Here is a 15,848-nt window from a genome sequence, read left to right on the forward strand (position 1 = left end):
GCCTAGGCGTGCTGGTCGAGCTCGCGCAGCCCGCGCAGCACGGCGTCGCGCAGGCTCGGCGGCGCTTCCTCTTCGCAGGCCCGCTTCACCGCGATCGTGAGGTGCTCGAAGACCTGCTGCTCATCGCGGCAGTCCGGGCAGTTCGCCAGGTGCTCGCGGATCGGGCCGCAGGCACCCTCGCTCAGTTCGCCGCGCAGCAGCTCCTCGAGGTTGTCGCGCGCGGTCTGGCAATCGCATCCGCTCATCGTCGTTCACCTCCCGCCGTCTGCTCGGGGGCCTCGGCGCCGCCGATCCCCTGTTCGCGCGCGTAGCTGCCCAGCGACTGACGCAGCCGCGCACGACCCCGGTGCAGCCGGCTCATGACCGTGCCGATCGGGGTCTCCATGATGTCCGCGATCTCCTGGTACGCGAATCCCTCGACGTCGGCGAGGTACACGACCATTCGGAAGTCTTCGGGAAGCGCGTTCAGCGCCTCGGTCACCACCGTCGAGGGCGTGCGGTCGATCGCCTCCGCCTCGGCCGAACGTGAAGAAGCGGCGGTGGTCGACTCGGCGCCGCCCATCTGCCAATCCTCGAGGTCCTCGACCGCGCCCATCAGCGGCTGACGCTGACGCTTGCGGTAGGTGTTGATGTAGCTGTTGGTCATGATCCGGTACAGCCACGCCTTGAGGTTCGTGCCCTCGGTGAACGTGTGGAACGCCTGGAAAGCCTTCAGGAAGGTCTCCTGGACCAGGTCCTGGGCGTCCGCCGGATTGCGGGTCATCTTCATCGCCGCGCCGTACAGCTGGTCGAGGTACGGGAGTGCGTCTCGCGTGAAGCGCTGCTCCAGCTCGTTCGCGGTCGTCTCGGTGGGGGTCACAGTCTCCGATCCTACGCGGACGCGCTGGTCGCGGGCTGCGCGGGCCGCGCGCCGCACCGCGGCACGACCGGTCCCGACCGCGGATCCGAAGCGCGGCATGCGGAGCGTCGGCGCCTCGTGCACTGCGATCGAGCTCACTGCGGCCTTCCTCTCGAACGGGTTCCGCGGCCGCCCTCGACTCCGCCGTCTCGGCGGCCCCGGAGGGCGATCCCACCGGATCGCGGGGTTGCGCCGGTAGAGTGAGTAACCGATGTTCATCGCAAAACATTCCCGAGGCAATGACGACCCGACCGGCATCGGCGAGGTCGACGACGACGCTGCCGTCGCGTGGGAGGCACCCGTGCCCGAAGGGACGCTCGACGCGGTCGTGCCCCTGCCGGGTTCCAAGTCGCTCACCGGCCGCGAACTGATCCTGTCGGCGCTCGCCGACGGACCGGGTGTGCTGCGGGCTCCGCTCCGCTCGCGCGACGCCGAGCTCATGACCGAGGCGCTCCGCTCGCTCGGCACCGGTATCGCGGCCGAGCCGCGCAGCGACGGCCGCGACGACGACCTCCGCATCGCCCCCGCGACCGAGCTGTCCGGATCCACGAGCATCGACTGCGGTCTCGCCGGCACGGTGATGCGCTTCGTCCCGCCCGTCGCCGCGCTCGCGCTCGGGCCCACCGCCTTCGACGGCGACCCTTACGCCCGCAAGCGCCCCATGCGCCCGGTGCTCGACGCGCTGCGCGCGCTCGGCGCCGACATCGCCGACGACGGCCGCGGCGCGCTGCCCTTCACGGTGCACGGCACCGGATCGCTGCGCGGCGGACGGGTCGAGCTCGACGCCTCGCTGTCGAGCCAGTTCGTCTCGGGTCTGCTGCTCTCGGCGGCCCGCTTCGACGAGGGCGTGCACGTGGTGCACACCGGCGACCGTCTGCCGAGCGTGCCGCACATCGAGATGACCCTCGACGTGCTGCGGGCTCGCGGCGTCGAGGCTGATTCCCCCGCCTCCGGCGAGTGGCGGGTCGCCCCCGGGCCCATCGCCGCGCACGAAGTCGAGATCGAGCCCGACCTCTCGAACGCCGCCCCGTTCCTCGCGGCGGCGCTCGCGGTCGGCGGCCGGGTGACCGTGCCCGGCTGGCCCGCATTGACCACGCAGGTCGGCGACCAGCTGCGCGAACTCCTGCCCGCGTTCGGAGGCGAGGTCTCGCTCGACGGCGATCGGCTCACCGTCTCGGGCGACGGTGTCCTGCGCGGCGTCGAGCTGCACGTCCCCGAGGCCGGGGAGCTCGCCCCGACCCTCGTCGGTCTCGCGGCGCTCGCGGCGATGCCCCGCCCCGACGGCACCCCCGGCGAACCCAGCACCATCACCGGCATCGGCCACATCCGGCACCACGAGACCGACCGCATCGCGGCGCTCGTCGCCGAGATCCGCGGGCTCGGCGGCGATGCCGACGAGCTCGAGGACGGCATCGTCGTGCGCCCGGCCGCGCTGCAGGCCGGCCTCTGGCACGCCTACGCCGACCACCGCATGGCCACCACCGGAGCCCTGATCGGGATCCTCGTGCCGGGCGTGCAGGTCGACGACATCGACTCCACGTCGAAGACGCTGCCGCAGTTCACGCAGCTCTGGGAGCGCATGCTCGGCAGCGGAACCTCTGACGAGAAGCTCGACGGCGCCGACGTCGCCGGCAACGGCCTGACCGCGGCTGCCGACATCCTCTCCGGCCTGCTCGGCGGCTTCGGGCGCGCATGAGCTGGCTGATCCCCGACGACGATGACGACGACGTCCCCTACGGCGAGTACGCCGACCACGCGGTCCGGCAGCGGCCGAATCCCAAGGCGAACCGGCCGCGCACCAAGCGGCGCCCCGAGCACTCCGACGCGGTGATCGGCATGGTCACGGGCGTGGATCGCGGCCGCTACGCGGCGCTCATCGCTGCGGACGCCGACCCGGATGACCCCGACGAGCGCGAGATCACCGCCGCCCGCGCCCGCGAGCTGCGCAACACCCCGATCGTGATCGGCGACCGGGCGCAGCTCGTCGGCGATACGAGCGGGGCCGAGGGATCCCTCGCCCGCATCGTCGGCATCGAGGACCGCCGCACGCTGCTCCGCCGCAGCGCCGACGACAGCGACCGCGTCGAGCGCGTCATGGTCGCGAACGCGGACCAGATGCTGATCGTCGTCGCGGCCGCGAACCCCGAGCCCCGCGTCCGTCTCGTCGACCGCTACCTGGTCGCCGCCTACGACGCGGGCATCTCGCCCCTCATCTGCATCACGAAGACCGACCTCGCCGATCCCGAGCCGTTCCTCGCGAACTTCGCCGCGCTCGAAGTGCCGGTGTTCCGCTCGCAGCCCGGCGACTGGGAGGACGACTCCCCCGGCGGCGTGCTCGCGCGGATCCGAGAGGCGCTCGCCGGCAAGACCACCGTGTTCGTCGGCCACTCCGGCGTCGGCAAGTCGACCCTCATCAACGCGCTCGTGCCCGAGGCCGAGCGCGCGACCGGGCACGTGAACGCAGTGACCGGGCGCGGCCGCCACACCTCGTCGTCGTCCGTCGCGCTGCGCGCCCGCACACCGGGCGCCGCGGACGGAGATTCCGGCTGGGTCATCGACACCCCCGGAGTGCGCTCTTTCGGTCTGGGCCACGTCACGAGCGAGGGGATCCTGCGCGGATTCACCGACCTGGCGCCGCTGCTCGACGAGTGCCCGCGCGGCTGCACCCACCTCGAAGATGCGCCGGACTGCGAGCTCGACGCCGCGATCGCCGACGGTCGGCTCGACGCGACGGGCGCCGGCCGCGTCGAGTCGCTGCGACGCCTGCTTCACTAGGCTGGACGGCATGACCGAACGCGTGATCCTCGAACCCGGAATGCCCGCCCCCAGCTTCACCCTGCCCGATCAGGACGGGGTCGAGCGCTCGCTCGCCGACTACCGCGGCCAGAAGGTCGTGCTGTTCTTCTATCCCGAGGCGATGACCCCGGCCTGCACCAAGGAGGCCTGCGAGTTCCAGGAGTCGTCGGCGCCCCTCGAAGCCGCCGGATACCGCGTGCTCGGCGTCTCGCGCGACGCCGTCGAGCGGCTGCGCCGCTTCGCCGACCGCGATTCCCTCGAGTATCCGCTGCTCAGCGACCCCGACACCGCCGTTCACCGAGCGTACGGCGCGTTCGGCACGAAGAACAGCTACGGCCGGATCATCGAGGGCGTCATCCGATCCACCTTCGTGATCGACGCCGATGGCAAGATCGAGCACGCGCTCTACAACATCAAGGCGACCGGCCACGTGGCGCGCGTCACCAAGCTCCTCGGGGTCTAACGACCGCCGTGCCGTGGGCGCGGTCGGGCGATGCGCCCGTCCGCGCCCACGCTCCGGATCAGTCCTCGTCGCCCTCGAGCGTCGGACGATCCGCCGGGCGCGCCAGCATCGCGGCGACGAAGCCGACCACGCCGACCGCGACGATGGCGAACCCGAACTGCCACGCGAGGAGCTGCAACTGCAGGATCCCCGTGCCCGCTGCGAACAGCAGCACGTGGATCGTGAGCGCGGAGCCGCGCGCCCAGCTCGGACGCCCGCGCAGGGCCCCGACGAGGGTCACGACCACCCAGATCCAGGAGATCGCGGCGGCGAGGACGAGGCTGAGGTTCTGCCCGAGCGTGCCCGCGGAGTTCATGGCTCCGAGGATCGAGAAGAACACCACCACGATCCCGAAGAACGCCTCGATGAGGAGCAGGCCGGTCAGCACCGCCCAACCGCCTCGAGAGCGCGGGTGAACGGTAGGTGAGCTGGGCATCACGGGATCCCTTCGAAAAGTTTGCCAGCAGACTATTGATTTGCGTCTGCGTCCATGAAACTATATATTCCGTCGAGTTTCGCGCACACCGACGTGAGCATTCTCAAGCCACGTATTCAGGACACGCGCGAGAGCAACACCACCCGAACCCATGGGTGTTTCGCGTGTGCGCAGCACCAAGGAGGACACCCATGGATTGGCGCGAACAGGCGGCCTGCCTCACCGTAGACCCCGAGCTCTTCTTCCCGGTCGGCAACACCGGCCCCGCCGTCGACCAGATCGAGCGTGCCAAGGCCGTGTGCGCCCGCTGCACCGTCACCGAGATGTGCCTCCAGTACGCGATGGACACCAGCCAGGACTCCGGCGTCTGGGGCGGTCTCAGCGAGGACGAGCGCCGCGCGCTGAAGCGCCGCGCCGCTCGCGCGCGCCGCGCCTCCTAAAGATTTTCCACGAACGGCCCCGGGGTACTCCCCCGGGGCCGTTCGCGTATCTTCGTGGCATGCGTGTCCGGGGCGGGCTCGCCCCGGACACGCATGCCACGAAGATGCACGCAGGGGAACCGGTACCCCGGGAACGAGCACACGGGAGCGCGCGCCGGAGCGGCAACGCGCGAGGGCGCCCATCCGGTCAGGATGGGCGCCCTCGCGCGTTCGGGTGCGTCCCCCGGATCAGTCGGTGCCGGCGTCGAATGCGGCCGACAGGCCGAGCTCGTCGGCGTCCTCGTCGATACCGGTGACGGCGTCGGCGATCTGCTCGGCTCCGCCGGCCTCGAGCTGGCCCACGACATCGGCGGTGGTCACGCCGACGAGGCCCATCGCCGCGTACTGCTCGAGCCGCGAGCGCGAGTCGGCGATGTCGAGGTTGCGCATGGTCAGCTGCCCGATGCGATCCTCGGGGCCGAAGGCCGCGCCCACGGTGCGCTCCATGGAGAGCTTCTCGGGGTGGTAGCTGAGGTTCGGGCCGGTGGTGTTGAGGATCGTGTAGTCGTCGCCGCGGCGCAGGCGCAGGGTAACCTCGCCGGTGATCGCGGATCCGACCCAACGCTGCAGCGATTCGCTGAGCATGAGCGCCTGCGGGTCGAACCAGCGGCCCTCGTACATGAGGCGACCGAGCTTGCGGCCCTCGTTGTGGTAGCTCGCGACCGTGTCCTCGTTGTGGATCGCGTTGACGAGCCGCTCGTAGGTGATGTGCAGCAGCGCCATGCCGGGCGCCTCGTAGATGCCGCGCGACTTCGCCTCGATGATGCGGTTCTCGATCTGGTCGGAGACGCCGAGACCGTGGCGGCCGCCGATCTCGTTCGCCGCGTAGACGAGCGCCACCGGGTCGTCGAACTCGACGCCGTTGATGGCGACGGGACGGCCGGCCTCGAAGCGCACCGAGACCTCCTCGGTGGCGACCTCGACGTCGTCGCGCCAGGCGGCGACGCCCATGATCGGCTCGACGATGTCGAGACCGGTGTCAAGGAACTCGAGGCGCTTGGCCTCGTGGGTCGCGCCCCAGATGTTCGCGTCGGTCGAGTAGGCCTTCTCGGCGGAGTCGCGGTAGGGGTAGCCGTGGGCGACGAGCCACTCGCTCATCTCCTGGCGGCCGCCCAGCTCCTCGACGAACTGCTTGTCGAGCCAGGGCTTGTAGATGCGCAGCGCCGGGTTGGCCATGAGGCCGTAGCGGTAGAAGCGCTCGATGTCGTTGCCCTTGTAGGTGGAGCCGTCGCCCCAGATGTCGACGCCGTCCTCCTTCATGGCGCGCACGAGCAGCGTGCCGGTGACGGCGCGGCCGAGCGGCGTGGTGTTGAAGTAGGTCTTGCCACCCGAGCGAACGTTGAACGCGCCGGTGGCGAGGGCGATGAAGCCCTGCTCGACGAGGGGGCGCTTCGCGTCGACGAAGCGGGCGATCTCGGCGCCGTACTCCTTCGCTCGACCGGCGACGCCGTCGATGTCGGGCTCGTCGTACTGGCCGATGTCGGCGGTGTAGGTGCAGGGCACGGCGCCCTTGTCTCGCATCCATGCGACCGCGCACGAAGTATCGAGACCGCCGGAGAAGGCGATGCCGACGCGCTCGCCCACGGGAAGAGAAGACAGGACCTTAGACATGCTTCCCATACTAGGGCGCTCGGGGGCGCCCGTTCGACGCGGGCGGGCTCTCGCTACGGGATCAGTCCGAGCTCGCGCACCGCGTCGCGCTCGGCGACGAGCTCGGAGACCGAGGCGTCGATGCGCTGTCGCGAGAAATCGTCGACGCTGAGGCCCTCGACCACGCGCCATTCGTCGCCGTCCGAGCGCACCGGGAACGAGGAGACGAGGCCCTCGGGAACGCCGTACTCGCCCCGGGAGACGACCGCGGCGCTGGTGCGCCGCTCGCCCGTCCCGAGCACCCAATCGCGCACGTGCTCGATCGCGGCGTTCGCCGCGGAAGCCACCGAGGATCCGCCCCGCACCTCGATGATCTCGGCACCGCGCTTCGCGACCCGCTCGATGTAGGCGCCGCGCGCCCATTCGGGGTCGACCGCGTCGAGCGCCGGACGACCGTCGACGGTGGCGTGGCTCAGGTCTGCGTACTGGCTGGCGGAGTGGTTGCCCCAGATGGTGACCCCGTCGATCGCGCGCACCGAGACTCCCGCCTCGGCGGCGAGCAGCCCCACGGCTCGGTTGTGGTCGAGACGCGTCAGGGCGCTGAACCGCTCGGCGGGTAGCCCGCTCGCGTGCTGCTGCGCGATGAACGCGTTGGTGTTGGCGGGGTTGCCGACGACCGCCACCCGAACATCGTCGGCCGCGTGCTCGCCGATGGCGCGGCCCTGCGGCCCGAAGATGGCGCCGTTGGCCGCGAGGAGGTCGCTCCGCTCCATGCCGGTGGCGCGGGGCCGCGAACCGACCAGGAGCGCGATGTTCGCGCCGTCGAAGGCGACCGCGGGGTCGTCGCTGATCTCGATGCTCTCGAGCAGGGGGAACGCGCAGTCGAGCAGTTCCATCGCCGCTCCTTCGGCCCCGCGCATGCCCTGCGGGATCTCGAGGAGCCGGAGCGCGACCGGGCGTTCCGAGCCGAGCATGTCGCCCGCTGCGATGCGGAAGAGCGCCGCATAGCCGATCTGCCCGCCGGCGCCCGTCAGCGTGATGGTGGTGGTCTGCGTCATTGTCGTTCCTCCTGGTGCTGCGATCGGGCGAGGGGTATCGGCTCGGGCCGGGCGGGGGGCCGGGGTGCAGCCACACGCCTCGCCCGGCATCAGCGGTCAGCGCGCGTCGAAAGTGCGGGGGTCCGGGCCGAAGTTGCGCTGCTCGTCGAGTGCGTCGATCGCCGCCATCTGGTCGTCGCTGAGCGCGAAGTCGAAGATCGCCGCGTTCTCGACCATGCGCTCGCGGCGGGTGGTCTTGGGGAACACGATCGTGCCGTGCTGCACGTGCCAGCGGAGTACGATCTGCGCCGGGCTCTTGCCGTGGGCAGCGGCGGCAGCGGTGATCGCATCGCGTTCGAACAGGTTGCTCTTGCCCTGCGCAAGCGGCCCCCAGGCCTCGATCGCGATGCCGTGGGCGGCGCAGAACTCGCGGAGCTCGCGGCGCTGGTGCAGCGGATGCAGTTCGATCTGGTTGACGGCAGGCACTACGCCGGTCTCGTCGAGGAGTTCGCGCAGGTGCTCGATCTCGAAGTTCGAGACGCCGATGGAACGAGCGCGACCCGATCCGATGATCTCGATGAGCCCGCGCCAGGCACCGACCGCGGTGCCTGCTGCCGGCACCGGCCAGTGCACAAGATAGAGGTCGACGGTCTCGAGGCCGAGGCGTTCGAGACTCTGCTCGAAAGCGGCGACGGGGTTCTCCTGATCGGAGTTCCACAGCTTGGTGGTGATGAACAGCTCGTCGCGCGGGATCCCGCTGGCGGCGATCGCGCGACCGGTCTCGGTCTCGTTGTCGTAGATTCGCGCGGTGTCGATGTGGCGGTAACCGACCTCGAGCGCGTCGGTGACGATCCGCTCCGTCTCGCCGGGATCCACCTTGAACACGCCGAGTCCGAGTTGCGGGATCCGATTCCCGTCGTTCAGCTTGATCTCGGGGATCTGCAGAGCGGTCATCGCTGGGTCTCCTTCGGTCGCACGGCGCGGAGCGGGGCGAGCTGGGCTCCGCCGTTCCGCAGTCTACGCCGACGGGATCGGTGGGCCGACAGAAGCCCTGCGTCGGGGTGTCGCGACGGCCGGCCGGCCCGAATCGTGGCCCCCGCTCGGGTGACTTACGTGTGAATGCCGCGCGTCGCGATACCGCAAAACGCGCCGAACCCCCACAATATGCACCATGAGCAGGTCTCGTGAGGCGGCGGTACCCGGCCAAGCGCCGGATCTCTACCGTGCTGCGAAGCAGGAGGATCTCCCGGCGGTGCGGCGACTGCTCGCGGCCGGGGTCGAGGTCGACGTGCGCAATCACCACGATCGCACGCCCCTGTTCGCGGCCGCGACCCGCGGCTACGCCGAGATCGCGCGCGCTTTGCTCGCGGCGGGTGCTGACCCGAACGCGTTCGACGAGCGCCACGACTCGCCGTTCCTGGAAGCGGGCGCGGGCGGCTTCGTCGAGGTGCTCTCGGCGTGTCTCGATCACGGCGCTGACGTGCGCAGCACGAACCGTTTCGGCGGCACCGCGCTGATCCCCGCGTGCGAGCGGGCGCATCTGCCGGCGATCCGGCTGCTGCTCTCCGCGGGGGTCGACCCGAATCACGTCAACCGTCTCGGATGGACCGGCCTGCACGAGGCGATCATCCTGGGCGACGGTTCGGGGCGGTACCTCGAGGTGGTGCGCACGCTGCTCTCGGGCGGGGCGGATCCGACGCTGCCCGACGGCGACGGCACCTCGCCGCTGCGGCTCGCGCTGGATCGGGGATACGTGCAGATCGCGGATCTGCTCGAGGATGCCGCGGTCCGTTCCTGATTCCCTCGATCGCCCGTGCGGGATCCGTGCCGTGCACGGGATAATGGGGACGCTATGTCTGAACCGCGCATCGAGTTCCCCGCCGACCTCCCCGTCTCGCAGATGCGCGACGAGATCCAGTCGGCGATCCGCGACCACCAGGTGGTGATCGTCGCGGGCGAAACCGGCTCGGGCAAGACGACGCAGCTGCCGAAGATCGCGCTGGCGCTCGGCCGCGAGCGCATCGCCCACACGCAGCCGCGACGGATCGCCGCGCGCACCATCGCGGAGCGCATCGCGGAGGAGCTCGGTTCGGAGCTCGGCGGACTGGTCGGCTACCAGGTGCGGTTCACCGACCAGGTCTCGTCCGAGACCCGCATCCGTCTGATGACGGACGGCATCCTGCTGAACGCGATCCATCGGGATCGCGACCTGCGCGCATATGACACGATCATCATCGATGAGGCGCACGAGCGCTCCCTCAACATCGACTTCCTGCTCGGGTATCTGAAGACGCTGCTGCCCCGCCGCCCGGATCTGAAGGTGATCATCACCTCGGCGACCATCGATCCCGAGTCGTTCGCAGAGCACTTCGCTTCGGCGGACGGGAAGCCGGCGCCGATCATCGAGGTGTCGGGGCGCACATATCCGGTGGAGCTGCGCTATCGGCCGCTGGTCGAGGAGATCGAGACGCCCGACCCGAAAGGCGGGGCTCCCAGGGTCCGGAAGGTCGAGCGGGATCTGTTCGACGCGATCGGCGACGCCGTCGAGGAGCTGGGACGCGAGGCTCCCGGCGATGTGCTCGTGTTCCTTTCTGGTGAGGCAGAGATCCGAGATGCTGCCGATGCGCTGAACGGTCGGCTCCGCTCTTCTGCTCGGACGAAGCCGACCGAGATCCTCCCGCTCTACGGCCGCCTGAGCGCGGCGGAGCAGCACCGCGTCTTCGAGCGGCGTCCCGGCGCGGTCTCGCGACGGGTGGTGCTCGCGACGAACGTCGCCGAGACCTCGCTGACGGTGCCCGGGATCCGATACGTGGTCGACGCCGGCACCGCGCGCATCTCGCGCTACTCGGCGCGCAGCAAGGTACAGCGCCTGCCGATCGAGGCGATCTCGCAGGCGAGCGCGAATCAGCGATCCGGGCGGTCGGGTCGCACGAGCGCGGGCATCGCGATCCGCCTCTATTCGCAGGACGATTTCGAGTCGCGTCCCGAGTTCACCGAGCCCGAAGTCCGTCGCACGGGCCTCGCGTCGGTGATCCTGCAGATGCTCGCCCTCGGGCTCGGCGATATCGCGAAGTTCCCCTTCCTCACGCCCCCGGATCAGCGCGGCATCGCCGACGGGCTCGGTCTGCTCACCGAACTGGGCGCGGTCGAGGCGATCTCGACGCGGGACGCGGGGCGCGGTTCGCGGCGCGGCGGCGAGTCCGTCCGCGGGGCTGGTCGAGCGAAGGGGTCGCACCGCATCACCCGGATCGGGCGGGAGCTCTCCCGGCTGCCCATCGAGCCGCGCTTCGCGCGCATGGTGGTCGAGGCCCGCACGCACGACGTGGTCCCGGAGGTGCTCGCGATCGTGGCGGGGCTCACGATCCAGGACGTGCGCGAGCGCCCGACCGAGCAGCGCGGCCGCGCGGACCAGCTCCACGCCCGCTTCGCGGACCCGCAGGGCGATCTGATGACACTGCTCAATCTGTGGAACTACGTGCGAGAGCGGCAGCAGGAACTGTCGTCGAGCGCGTTCCGCAGGCTCTGCCGCGACGAGTTCCTGAACTTCCTGCGCGTGCGGGAATGGATGGATCTGTTCCGTCAGCTCTCGCGCATCGCGAAGGCACCGAAGCTGGAATCGGGCTCGCACCGAGCGCAGGCTGCGGCCACCGCCGACCCCGCGCTGTCTGCAGACGCCGCGTTCGCGTCTTCCGCGCCGTTCGAGCCGATCCACCGGTCGATCCTCGCGGGTCTGCTGTCGCAGCTCGGTGTGCGCGACGATCGCCAGGATCGCAGCGCTCCCGCCCGCGGGCGTGGTGCCGCGGGATCGGCGAAGCGCAAACCTGCGCAGGAGTACGTGGGTTCCCGGGGTACCCGATTCGTGCTGTATCCCGGATCGGTGCTCGCGAAGAAGCCGCCGGAGGTCGTGATGAGCGTCGAGCTCGTCGAGACCTCGCGCCTCTTCGCGCGATCCAACGCGGTCGTGGATCCGGCCTGGGCGGAGGAGCTCGCCGGGCCTCTCGCGAAGCGGCAGCTCTCGGAGCCGCACTGGTCGCGCAAGCTCGGCGCTGCCGCCGCGTACGAGCGGGTCACGCTGTTCGGCGTGCCCATCGTGGATCGCCGTCGCGTCGCGCTCGAACGCTTCGACGCGGTGCACGCGCGGGAACTGTTCATCCGGCACGCGCTCGTCGAGGGCGACTGGGATTCGCCGCAGGCCTTCGACCGCGCGAACCGGCAGCTGCGTCGCGAGCTCGAACAGCTCGAGGAGCGCACGCGACGTCGCGACATCGTGAGCGACGACGAGGCGATCTTCGAGTTCTACGACGCCAGGATCCCGGCCGAGGTCACCTCGACGCGCAGCTTCGAGGGCTGGTGGAAGCGCGCGCAGCGGGATCAGCCGAAGCTGCTCAATCTGCGCCGCGAGGACCTGCTCGACGATTCCGACGCCGCGGGCGTGGACGAGCGCGAGTTCCCGCGCGAGTGGCGCAGCGGGGACCAGACGTTGCGCCTGCGCTATCGCTTCGACCCGACGGCCGACGACGACGGCGTGACGGTGACCGTGCCGCTCCCCCTGCTGCCGCGGCTCGACGGCGGAGAGTTCGAACGGCTCGTCCCCGGCCTGCGCGAAGAGCTCACGACGGCACTGATCAAGACGCTGCCGAAGGCGATCCGCAAGCACGTGGTGCCCGCGGCCGACTGGGCGCGCACCCTGCTGGCCGCGATCGGCCCCCGGCTCGACAGCACGGCGACGGGAGACGGCAGGAACGGCGCTGCTGCTTCCGGCGCCGACGCCGGTTCGCTGACCGAGCTGCTCGCCTCCGAGATCCAGCGGCGCACCAGCGTGCGGGTTTCGGCCGACGACTTCGACCCGGCCCGCCTGCCCGCGCATCTCACCCCGACCTTCCGGGTGGTCGACGGCCGGGGCCGCACGATCGGCAGCGGGAAGGACCTCGCCGCGCTGCAGCAGGCGCACCGCTCGCGCGCGGAGTCCGGTGTTGCGCGAGTCGCGCAGGCTGCCCTGCCGAAGAGCGAACTGGAGCGCAGCGGAGCGACGACGTGGGCGTTCGGCGAGATCCCGAAGCATGTCGACACGGCCTTCGCCGCGGGACGCGGCTCCGGGCGTGGAGCGGGAGTGGTGCGCGCCTACCCCGCGCTCGTGGATCGCCGCACCTCGGTCGATCTCAAGCTCGTCGCGGACCCCGCGGAGCAGGCCCGGCTCTCGCGACGCGGAATCCGCCGACTGCTCGCCCTGAGCTCGCCGTCGCCCGCCAGCTATGTGCGGGAGCACCTCTCGAACCAGGAGAAGCTCCTGCTCGGGGCGGGCCCCTACCGAACGCTCGACCAGGCCATCGCCGATGTCTCTCTTGCGGTGGCCGACCGGGTGATCCGGAGGCACGCCCCCGACGGGCTCGTCTGGAGCGCCGCCGCGTTCGAAGCGATCGCCGACGACTACTCGCGCGCGCTGATCGACGAGATCTACCGGGCCATCGCCCTGACCGCACGGGTGCTCGACGGAGCCAGGCTCGCGCGCAAGGCGATCGACGGTGCGAAGTCGATCCAGGTGCTCGGGCAGGTCGCCGGAGCGGCCGCCCAGGTGGATGCGCTCGTGTTCGACGGTTTCGTCTCGCGCACCGGACTCACGCAGCTCGAACGCCTCCCCGTCTACCTCGAGGCGGTCGTGCTGCGCATGCAGGGCCTGACCGAGAACGCGGGACGCGACCGGGCCTGGCAGAACGACATCGACCGTGTCTCCGCCGCGTACGCCGAGGCCGGGGGCATGCTGCCCCTGCCGGTCGACGCTCCGGAACGCATGGAGCGGGTGCGCTGGATGATCGAAGAGTTGCGCGTCAGCCTCTTCGCGCAGCGCCTGCGCACGTCGGAGCCGGTGTCCGCTCAACGGATCCTGAAGGTGCTGCGGGACGGATAGGACGCGCGAGCGCACTCGCTCAGTCGGCCCCGGCACGACGGGCACCTCCTCCGCAGAACGAGAATCGCCGCCGGTTGCGCAGCGGCGGCGGCGGGACTCCGAACGCGCGAAGCCGACGTTCGAAGGTCGAGAGGGAGACGGTGTCGCTCGGGCTCCAGCGGATGAGTCGCTTGGTCGTACGGCCACGGATCCAGTCCTCGCGGCGCTTCTCGTCGTAGAGCGCGTCATCCGCGCTCCGGCTACCGAGCAGGTCCGGGTCCGTGTACTTCTGCCTCCCGTCGACCTCGCCGAGCACCCCGACATCGAGCAGTTCGAAGTCGACCCGGTAGTGGCCCCCGCCTGGCGCAGCGACCCGGACCTGCGTGCGGACGTCGTATCCCAGGGTGACCAGGCGGTACCGGCTCACGCTCTCCGCCACCGATTCAGCACCGCAGTCGGTGATCCGCAGAAGCCTCGCCGCACGATCGACGCCTCTGCGGTCGATGCTGTCCGCGAGCCGCGCCAACCACCGTTCCCTGCATTCGTGAACGTGCGGTCCCGGCTCGAGCGCCGAATGAGACTCGGCGGGGACGAGAGCGCGGAGAGCAGCGTCGGCCGCGGCGAGCGCCAGCTCCGGTCGGTGCCGGCGAGCGAGGTCGGTGACGGTGCGATCGAGAGTCGTCACCCGGATCCCCTCGACCTCGATGATCTCGGCGGAGCGGATCCGTGCGCGGCTGCGCCGCAGGAGCGATGAGTTCTCCGCGCTGCGAGCGCCCGCAAGAATGATCTCGGCTCGAAGGTCGGGAGGACGATAGAGCGGAAGCCCGTGGAGGACCGCCGCAGAAGTCCCCGACCAGACGGCGTTCGGCCCCTGCCTCGGCGCGAGCGCCAACACGCGCGCCAGCAGTTGCTGTTCCGACCTCCAGTTGTTCCAAGTGTCGAGTCGGGTGTAGACGCCGTGCGACACCCGGAACAGGTGCCCGGAGACTCGTGCCCGGCGCAACGATGCGAAGGTCCAGCCCTCGTGCAACAGGCGCTCGGTCGATCTGAGCTCGACCCGGGTCTCGGCGAGATGATTGCGAAGTTTCATGTCAGCAGCGTCGCAGCGTCGTACAGTTTCGGCCGCTCGTCCACAGGCTGGCGAGCGCCGACGCGTCCGCCCCCGCACGACCACTCGGTGTGCGCGGCAAACCCGCCCGTCCCCGGTGGTCATCGAGGAACGGCCGAACTGTCGAAGGACGGTGGGGCTCTCGAGAGAGCCCTCGGCTCAGCCGATTCTGCCCGGGCTCCCGACAGCTGCACCGTTCCTCGACAGCCGCGCCGACCGCCCTTCCGAACCGGGCTAAGCTGTTCTGCATGCAGCAGGCCCCAGCGATCGGCATCGACATCGGCGGCACCGGCATCAAGGGCGCCGCGATCGACACGGCCACCGGCGAGATGCTGACCCGCCGCCATCGCGTCCCCACTCCCGAGGGCGGGCACCCGGGCGACATCGCGGCGGCCGTCGCGGTCATGGTCTCGGGGATCCGCGACGAGCTCGCCGCGAACGGTGCGCTCCCCCGCGAGACGGCGCCCGCGGTCGGCATCACGCTGCCCGTGGTCGTGCAGCACGGCATCGCGCGCACCGCCGCCAACATCGACAAGAGCTGGATCGGCACGGACGCCGTCCGCCTCTTCTCGGACTCGACCGGGCTCCACTGCCTCGTCGTCAACGACGCGGATGCGGCGGGCATCGCCGAGACCGCGTTCGGCGCGGCGCACGGCGTCGACGGCGTGACCATGGTGCTGACCTTCGGCACCGGCATCGGCGTGGCGCTGATCCACGACGGCTGCCTCGTCCCGAACTTCGAGCTCGGCCACATCGAGCTCGACGGGCATCACCCGTACGAGCGCTTCGCGTCCCCCAAGACGATCGAGCGCGAGGGCATCACGATCCAGGAGTGGGCGAAACGCGCGGAGCGCCTGTTGGAGCACCTCGAGTTCATCACTCGGCCCGACCGCTTCGTGATCGGTGGCAGCATCTCCAAGTCGTCCGACGAGTACCTGCCGTTCGCGAAGGTGAACGTCCCCGTCGTGCCCGCGCACTTCCGCAACAACGCGGGCATCGTGGGCGCCGCGGGACTCGCCGCGCAGGCGCACTGACACCGGCCCAGAGCCCAGAGACGCGGGCCGGCCAGGGCGCACCGAGGAACTCCGGATCACGAGGTGTTTCCACTTCGAAGCAGC

General features: G+C 70.6%; 14 protein-coding genes. 7 read left to right on the forward strand and 7 right to left on the reverse strand.

Annotated elements, in window-relative coordinates:
- Positions 1-2: 2 nt before the first annotated feature.
- Together BMH31_RS05575 and BMH31_RS05580 are read right to left on the reverse strand one after the other, a co-directional pair.
- Positions 3-245, reverse strand: a complete 243-nt coding sequence (locus tag BMH31_RS05575; protein WP_046455260.1) for a zf-HC2 domain-containing protein — start codon at positions 243-245, stop codon at positions 3-5.
- Positions 242-997, reverse strand: coding sequence for a sigma-70 family RNA polymerase sigma factor (locus tag BMH31_RS05580; protein ID WP_241898159.1), 756 nt, complete (start codon positions 995-997; stop codon positions 242-244). Before BMH31_RS05580 ends, BMH31_RS05575 begins: the two co-directional genes overlap by 4 nt.
- Before the next feature lie 112 nt (positions 998-1,109).
- On the opposite strand from BMH31_RS05580, the gene aroA reads away from it, so the two are divergent.
- From aroA to bcp, 3 genes are read left to right on the forward strand one after another with little or no spacing between them, the layout of a single operon-like run.
- A complete protein-coding gene (aroA, locus tag BMH31_RS05585; RefSeq protein ID WP_099723703.1) occupies positions 1,110-2,594 on the forward strand; it encodes a 3-phosphoshikimate 1-carboxyvinyltransferase in 1,485 nt (494 codons plus the stop codon).
- Positions 2,591-3,673, forward strand: a complete 1,083-nt coding sequence (gene rsgA, locus BMH31_RS05590; RefSeq protein ID WP_099723702.1) for a ribosome small subunit-dependent GTPase A — start codon at positions 2,591-2,593, stop codon at positions 3,671-3,673. Before aroA ends, rsgA begins: the two co-directional genes overlap by 4 nt.
- A 10-nt stretch (positions 3,674-3,683) precedes the next feature.
- Positions 3,684-4,157, forward strand: coding sequence for a thioredoxin-dependent thiol peroxidase (gene bcp / locus BMH31_RS05595; RefSeq protein ID WP_099723701.1), 474 nt, complete (start codon positions 3,684-3,686; stop codon positions 4,155-4,157).
- Between the two features lie 58 nt (positions 4,158-4,215).
- Here bcp and BMH31_RS05600 read toward each other — a convergent pair whose 3' ends face one another.
- On the reverse strand, positions 4,216-4,632 hold the full coding sequence (locus BMH31_RS05600; protein ID WP_099723700.1) for a hypothetical protein: 417 nt from the start codon (positions 4,630-4,632) through the stop codon (positions 4,216-4,218).
- Between the two features lie 191 nt (positions 4,633-4,823).
- Here BMH31_RS05600 and BMH31_RS05605 point away from each other — a divergent pair, with 191 nt between their 5' ends.
- Positions 4,824-5,072: a WhiB family transcriptional regulator gene (locus BMH31_RS05605; protein WP_046455255.1), complete on the forward strand. Its 249-nt coding sequence runs from the start codon at positions 4,824-4,826 to the stop codon at positions 5,070-5,072.
- A gap of 228 nt (positions 5,073-5,300) precedes the next feature.
- On the opposite strand, the gene argG is transcribed toward BMH31_RS05605, so the two are convergent.
- From argG to BMH31_RS05620, 3 genes are all read right to left on the reverse strand, one after another.
- A complete protein-coding gene (gene argG, locus BMH31_RS05610; RefSeq protein WP_099723699.1) occupies positions 5,301-6,722 on the reverse strand; it encodes an argininosuccinate synthase in 1,422 nt (473 codons plus the stop codon).
- 53 nt (positions 6,723-6,775) lie between these two features.
- Entirely contained in the window at positions 6,776-7,759 is a 984-nt protein-coding gene (locus tag BMH31_RS05615; RefSeq protein WP_099723698.1) for a malate dehydrogenase, read from the reverse strand.
- A 96-nt stretch (positions 7,760-7,855) separates the two neighbouring features.
- Positions 7,856-8,692, reverse strand: coding sequence for an aldo/keto reductase (locus BMH31_RS05620; RefSeq protein ID WP_099723697.1), 837 nt, complete (start codon positions 8,690-8,692; stop codon positions 7,856-7,858).
- Positions 8,693-8,909: 217 nt separating this feature from the next.
- On the opposite strand from BMH31_RS05620, the gene BMH31_RS05625 reads away from it, so the two are divergent.
- A complete protein-coding gene (locus tag BMH31_RS05625) occupies positions 8,910-9,536 on the forward strand; it encodes an ankyrin repeat domain-containing protein (RefSeq protein ID WP_099723696.1) in 627 nt (208 codons plus the stop codon).
- Positions 9,537-9,590: 54 nt separating this feature from the next.
- Complete coding sequence (gene hrpA, locus BMH31_RS05630) at positions 9,591-13,643, forward strand: ATP-dependent RNA helicase HrpA (protein ID WP_099723695.1); 4,053 nt, start codon at positions 9,591-9,593, stop codon at positions 13,641-13,643.
- Positions 13,644-13,662: 19 nt separating this feature from the next.
- Here hrpA and BMH31_RS05635 read toward each other — a convergent pair whose 3' ends face one another.
- Positions 13,663-14,712, reverse strand: coding sequence for a hypothetical protein (locus tag BMH31_RS05635; protein WP_099723694.1), 1,050 nt, complete (start codon positions 14,710-14,712; stop codon positions 13,663-13,665).
- Between the two features lie 266 nt (positions 14,713-14,978).
- On the opposite strand from BMH31_RS05635, the gene BMH31_RS05640 reads away from it, so the two are divergent.
- The gene (locus BMH31_RS05640; RefSeq protein ID WP_099723693.1) at positions 14,979-15,764 is read left to right on the forward strand and encodes an ROK family protein; all 786 of its coding nucleotides are present in this window, start codon (positions 14,979-14,981) and stop codon (positions 15,762-15,764) included.
- The last annotated feature ends 84 nt before the right edge of the window (positions 15,765-15,848 follow it).

It is taken from the genome of Leucobacter sp. OLIS6 (assembly GCF_002752355.1).
Classification (GTDB): Bacteria; Actinomycetota; Actinomycetes; order Actinomycetales; family Microbacteriaceae; genus Leucobacter.

Coding starts and splice junctions, on each gene's coding strand:
- BMH31_RS05575 (WP_046455260.1), bottom strand. CDS start 245: ATGAGCGGATGCGATTGCCAGACCGCGCGCGACAACCTCGAGGAGCTG.
- aroA (WP_099723703.1), top strand. CDS start 1,110: ATGTTCATCGCAAAACATTCCCGAGGCAATGACGACCCGACCGGCATC.
- rsgA (WP_099723702.1), top strand. CDS start 2,591: ATGAGCTGGCTGATCCCCGACGACGATGACGACGACGTCCCCTACGGC.
- bcp (WP_099723701.1), top strand. CDS start 3,684: ATGACCGAACGCGTGATCCTCGAACCCGGAATGCCCGCCCCCAGCTTC.
- BMH31_RS05600 (WP_099723700.1), bottom strand. CDS start 4,632: ATGCCCAGCTCACCTACCGTTCACCCGCGCTCTCGAGGCGGTTGGGCG.
- BMH31_RS05605 (WP_046455255.1), top strand. CDS start 4,824: ATGGATTGGCGCGAACAGGCGGCCTGCCTCACCGTAGACCCCGAGCTC.
- argG (WP_099723699.1), bottom strand. CDS start 6,722: ATGTCTAAGGTCCTGTCTTCTCTTCCCGTGGGCGAGCGCGTCGGCATC.
- BMH31_RS05615 (WP_099723698.1), bottom strand. CDS start 7,759: ATGACGCAGACCACCACCATCACGCTGACGGGCGCCGGCGGGCAGATC.
- BMH31_RS05620 (WP_099723697.1), bottom strand. CDS start 8,692: ATGACCGCTCTGCAGATCCCCGAGATCAAGCTGAACGACGGGAATCGG.
- BMH31_RS05625 (WP_099723696.1), top strand. CDS start 8,910: ATGAGCAGGTCTCGTGAGGCGGCGGTACCCGGCCAAGCGCCGGATCTC.
- hrpA (WP_099723695.1), top strand. CDS start 9,591: ATGTCTGAACCGCGCATCGAGTTCCCCGCCGACCTCCCCGTCTCGCAG.
- BMH31_RS05635 (WP_099723694.1), bottom strand. CDS start 14,712: ATGAAACTTCGCAATCATCTCGCCGAGACCCGGGTCGAGCTCAGATCG.
- BMH31_RS05640 (WP_099723693.1), top strand. CDS start 14,979: ATGCAGCAGGCCCCAGCGATCGGCATCGACATCGGCGGCACCGGCATC.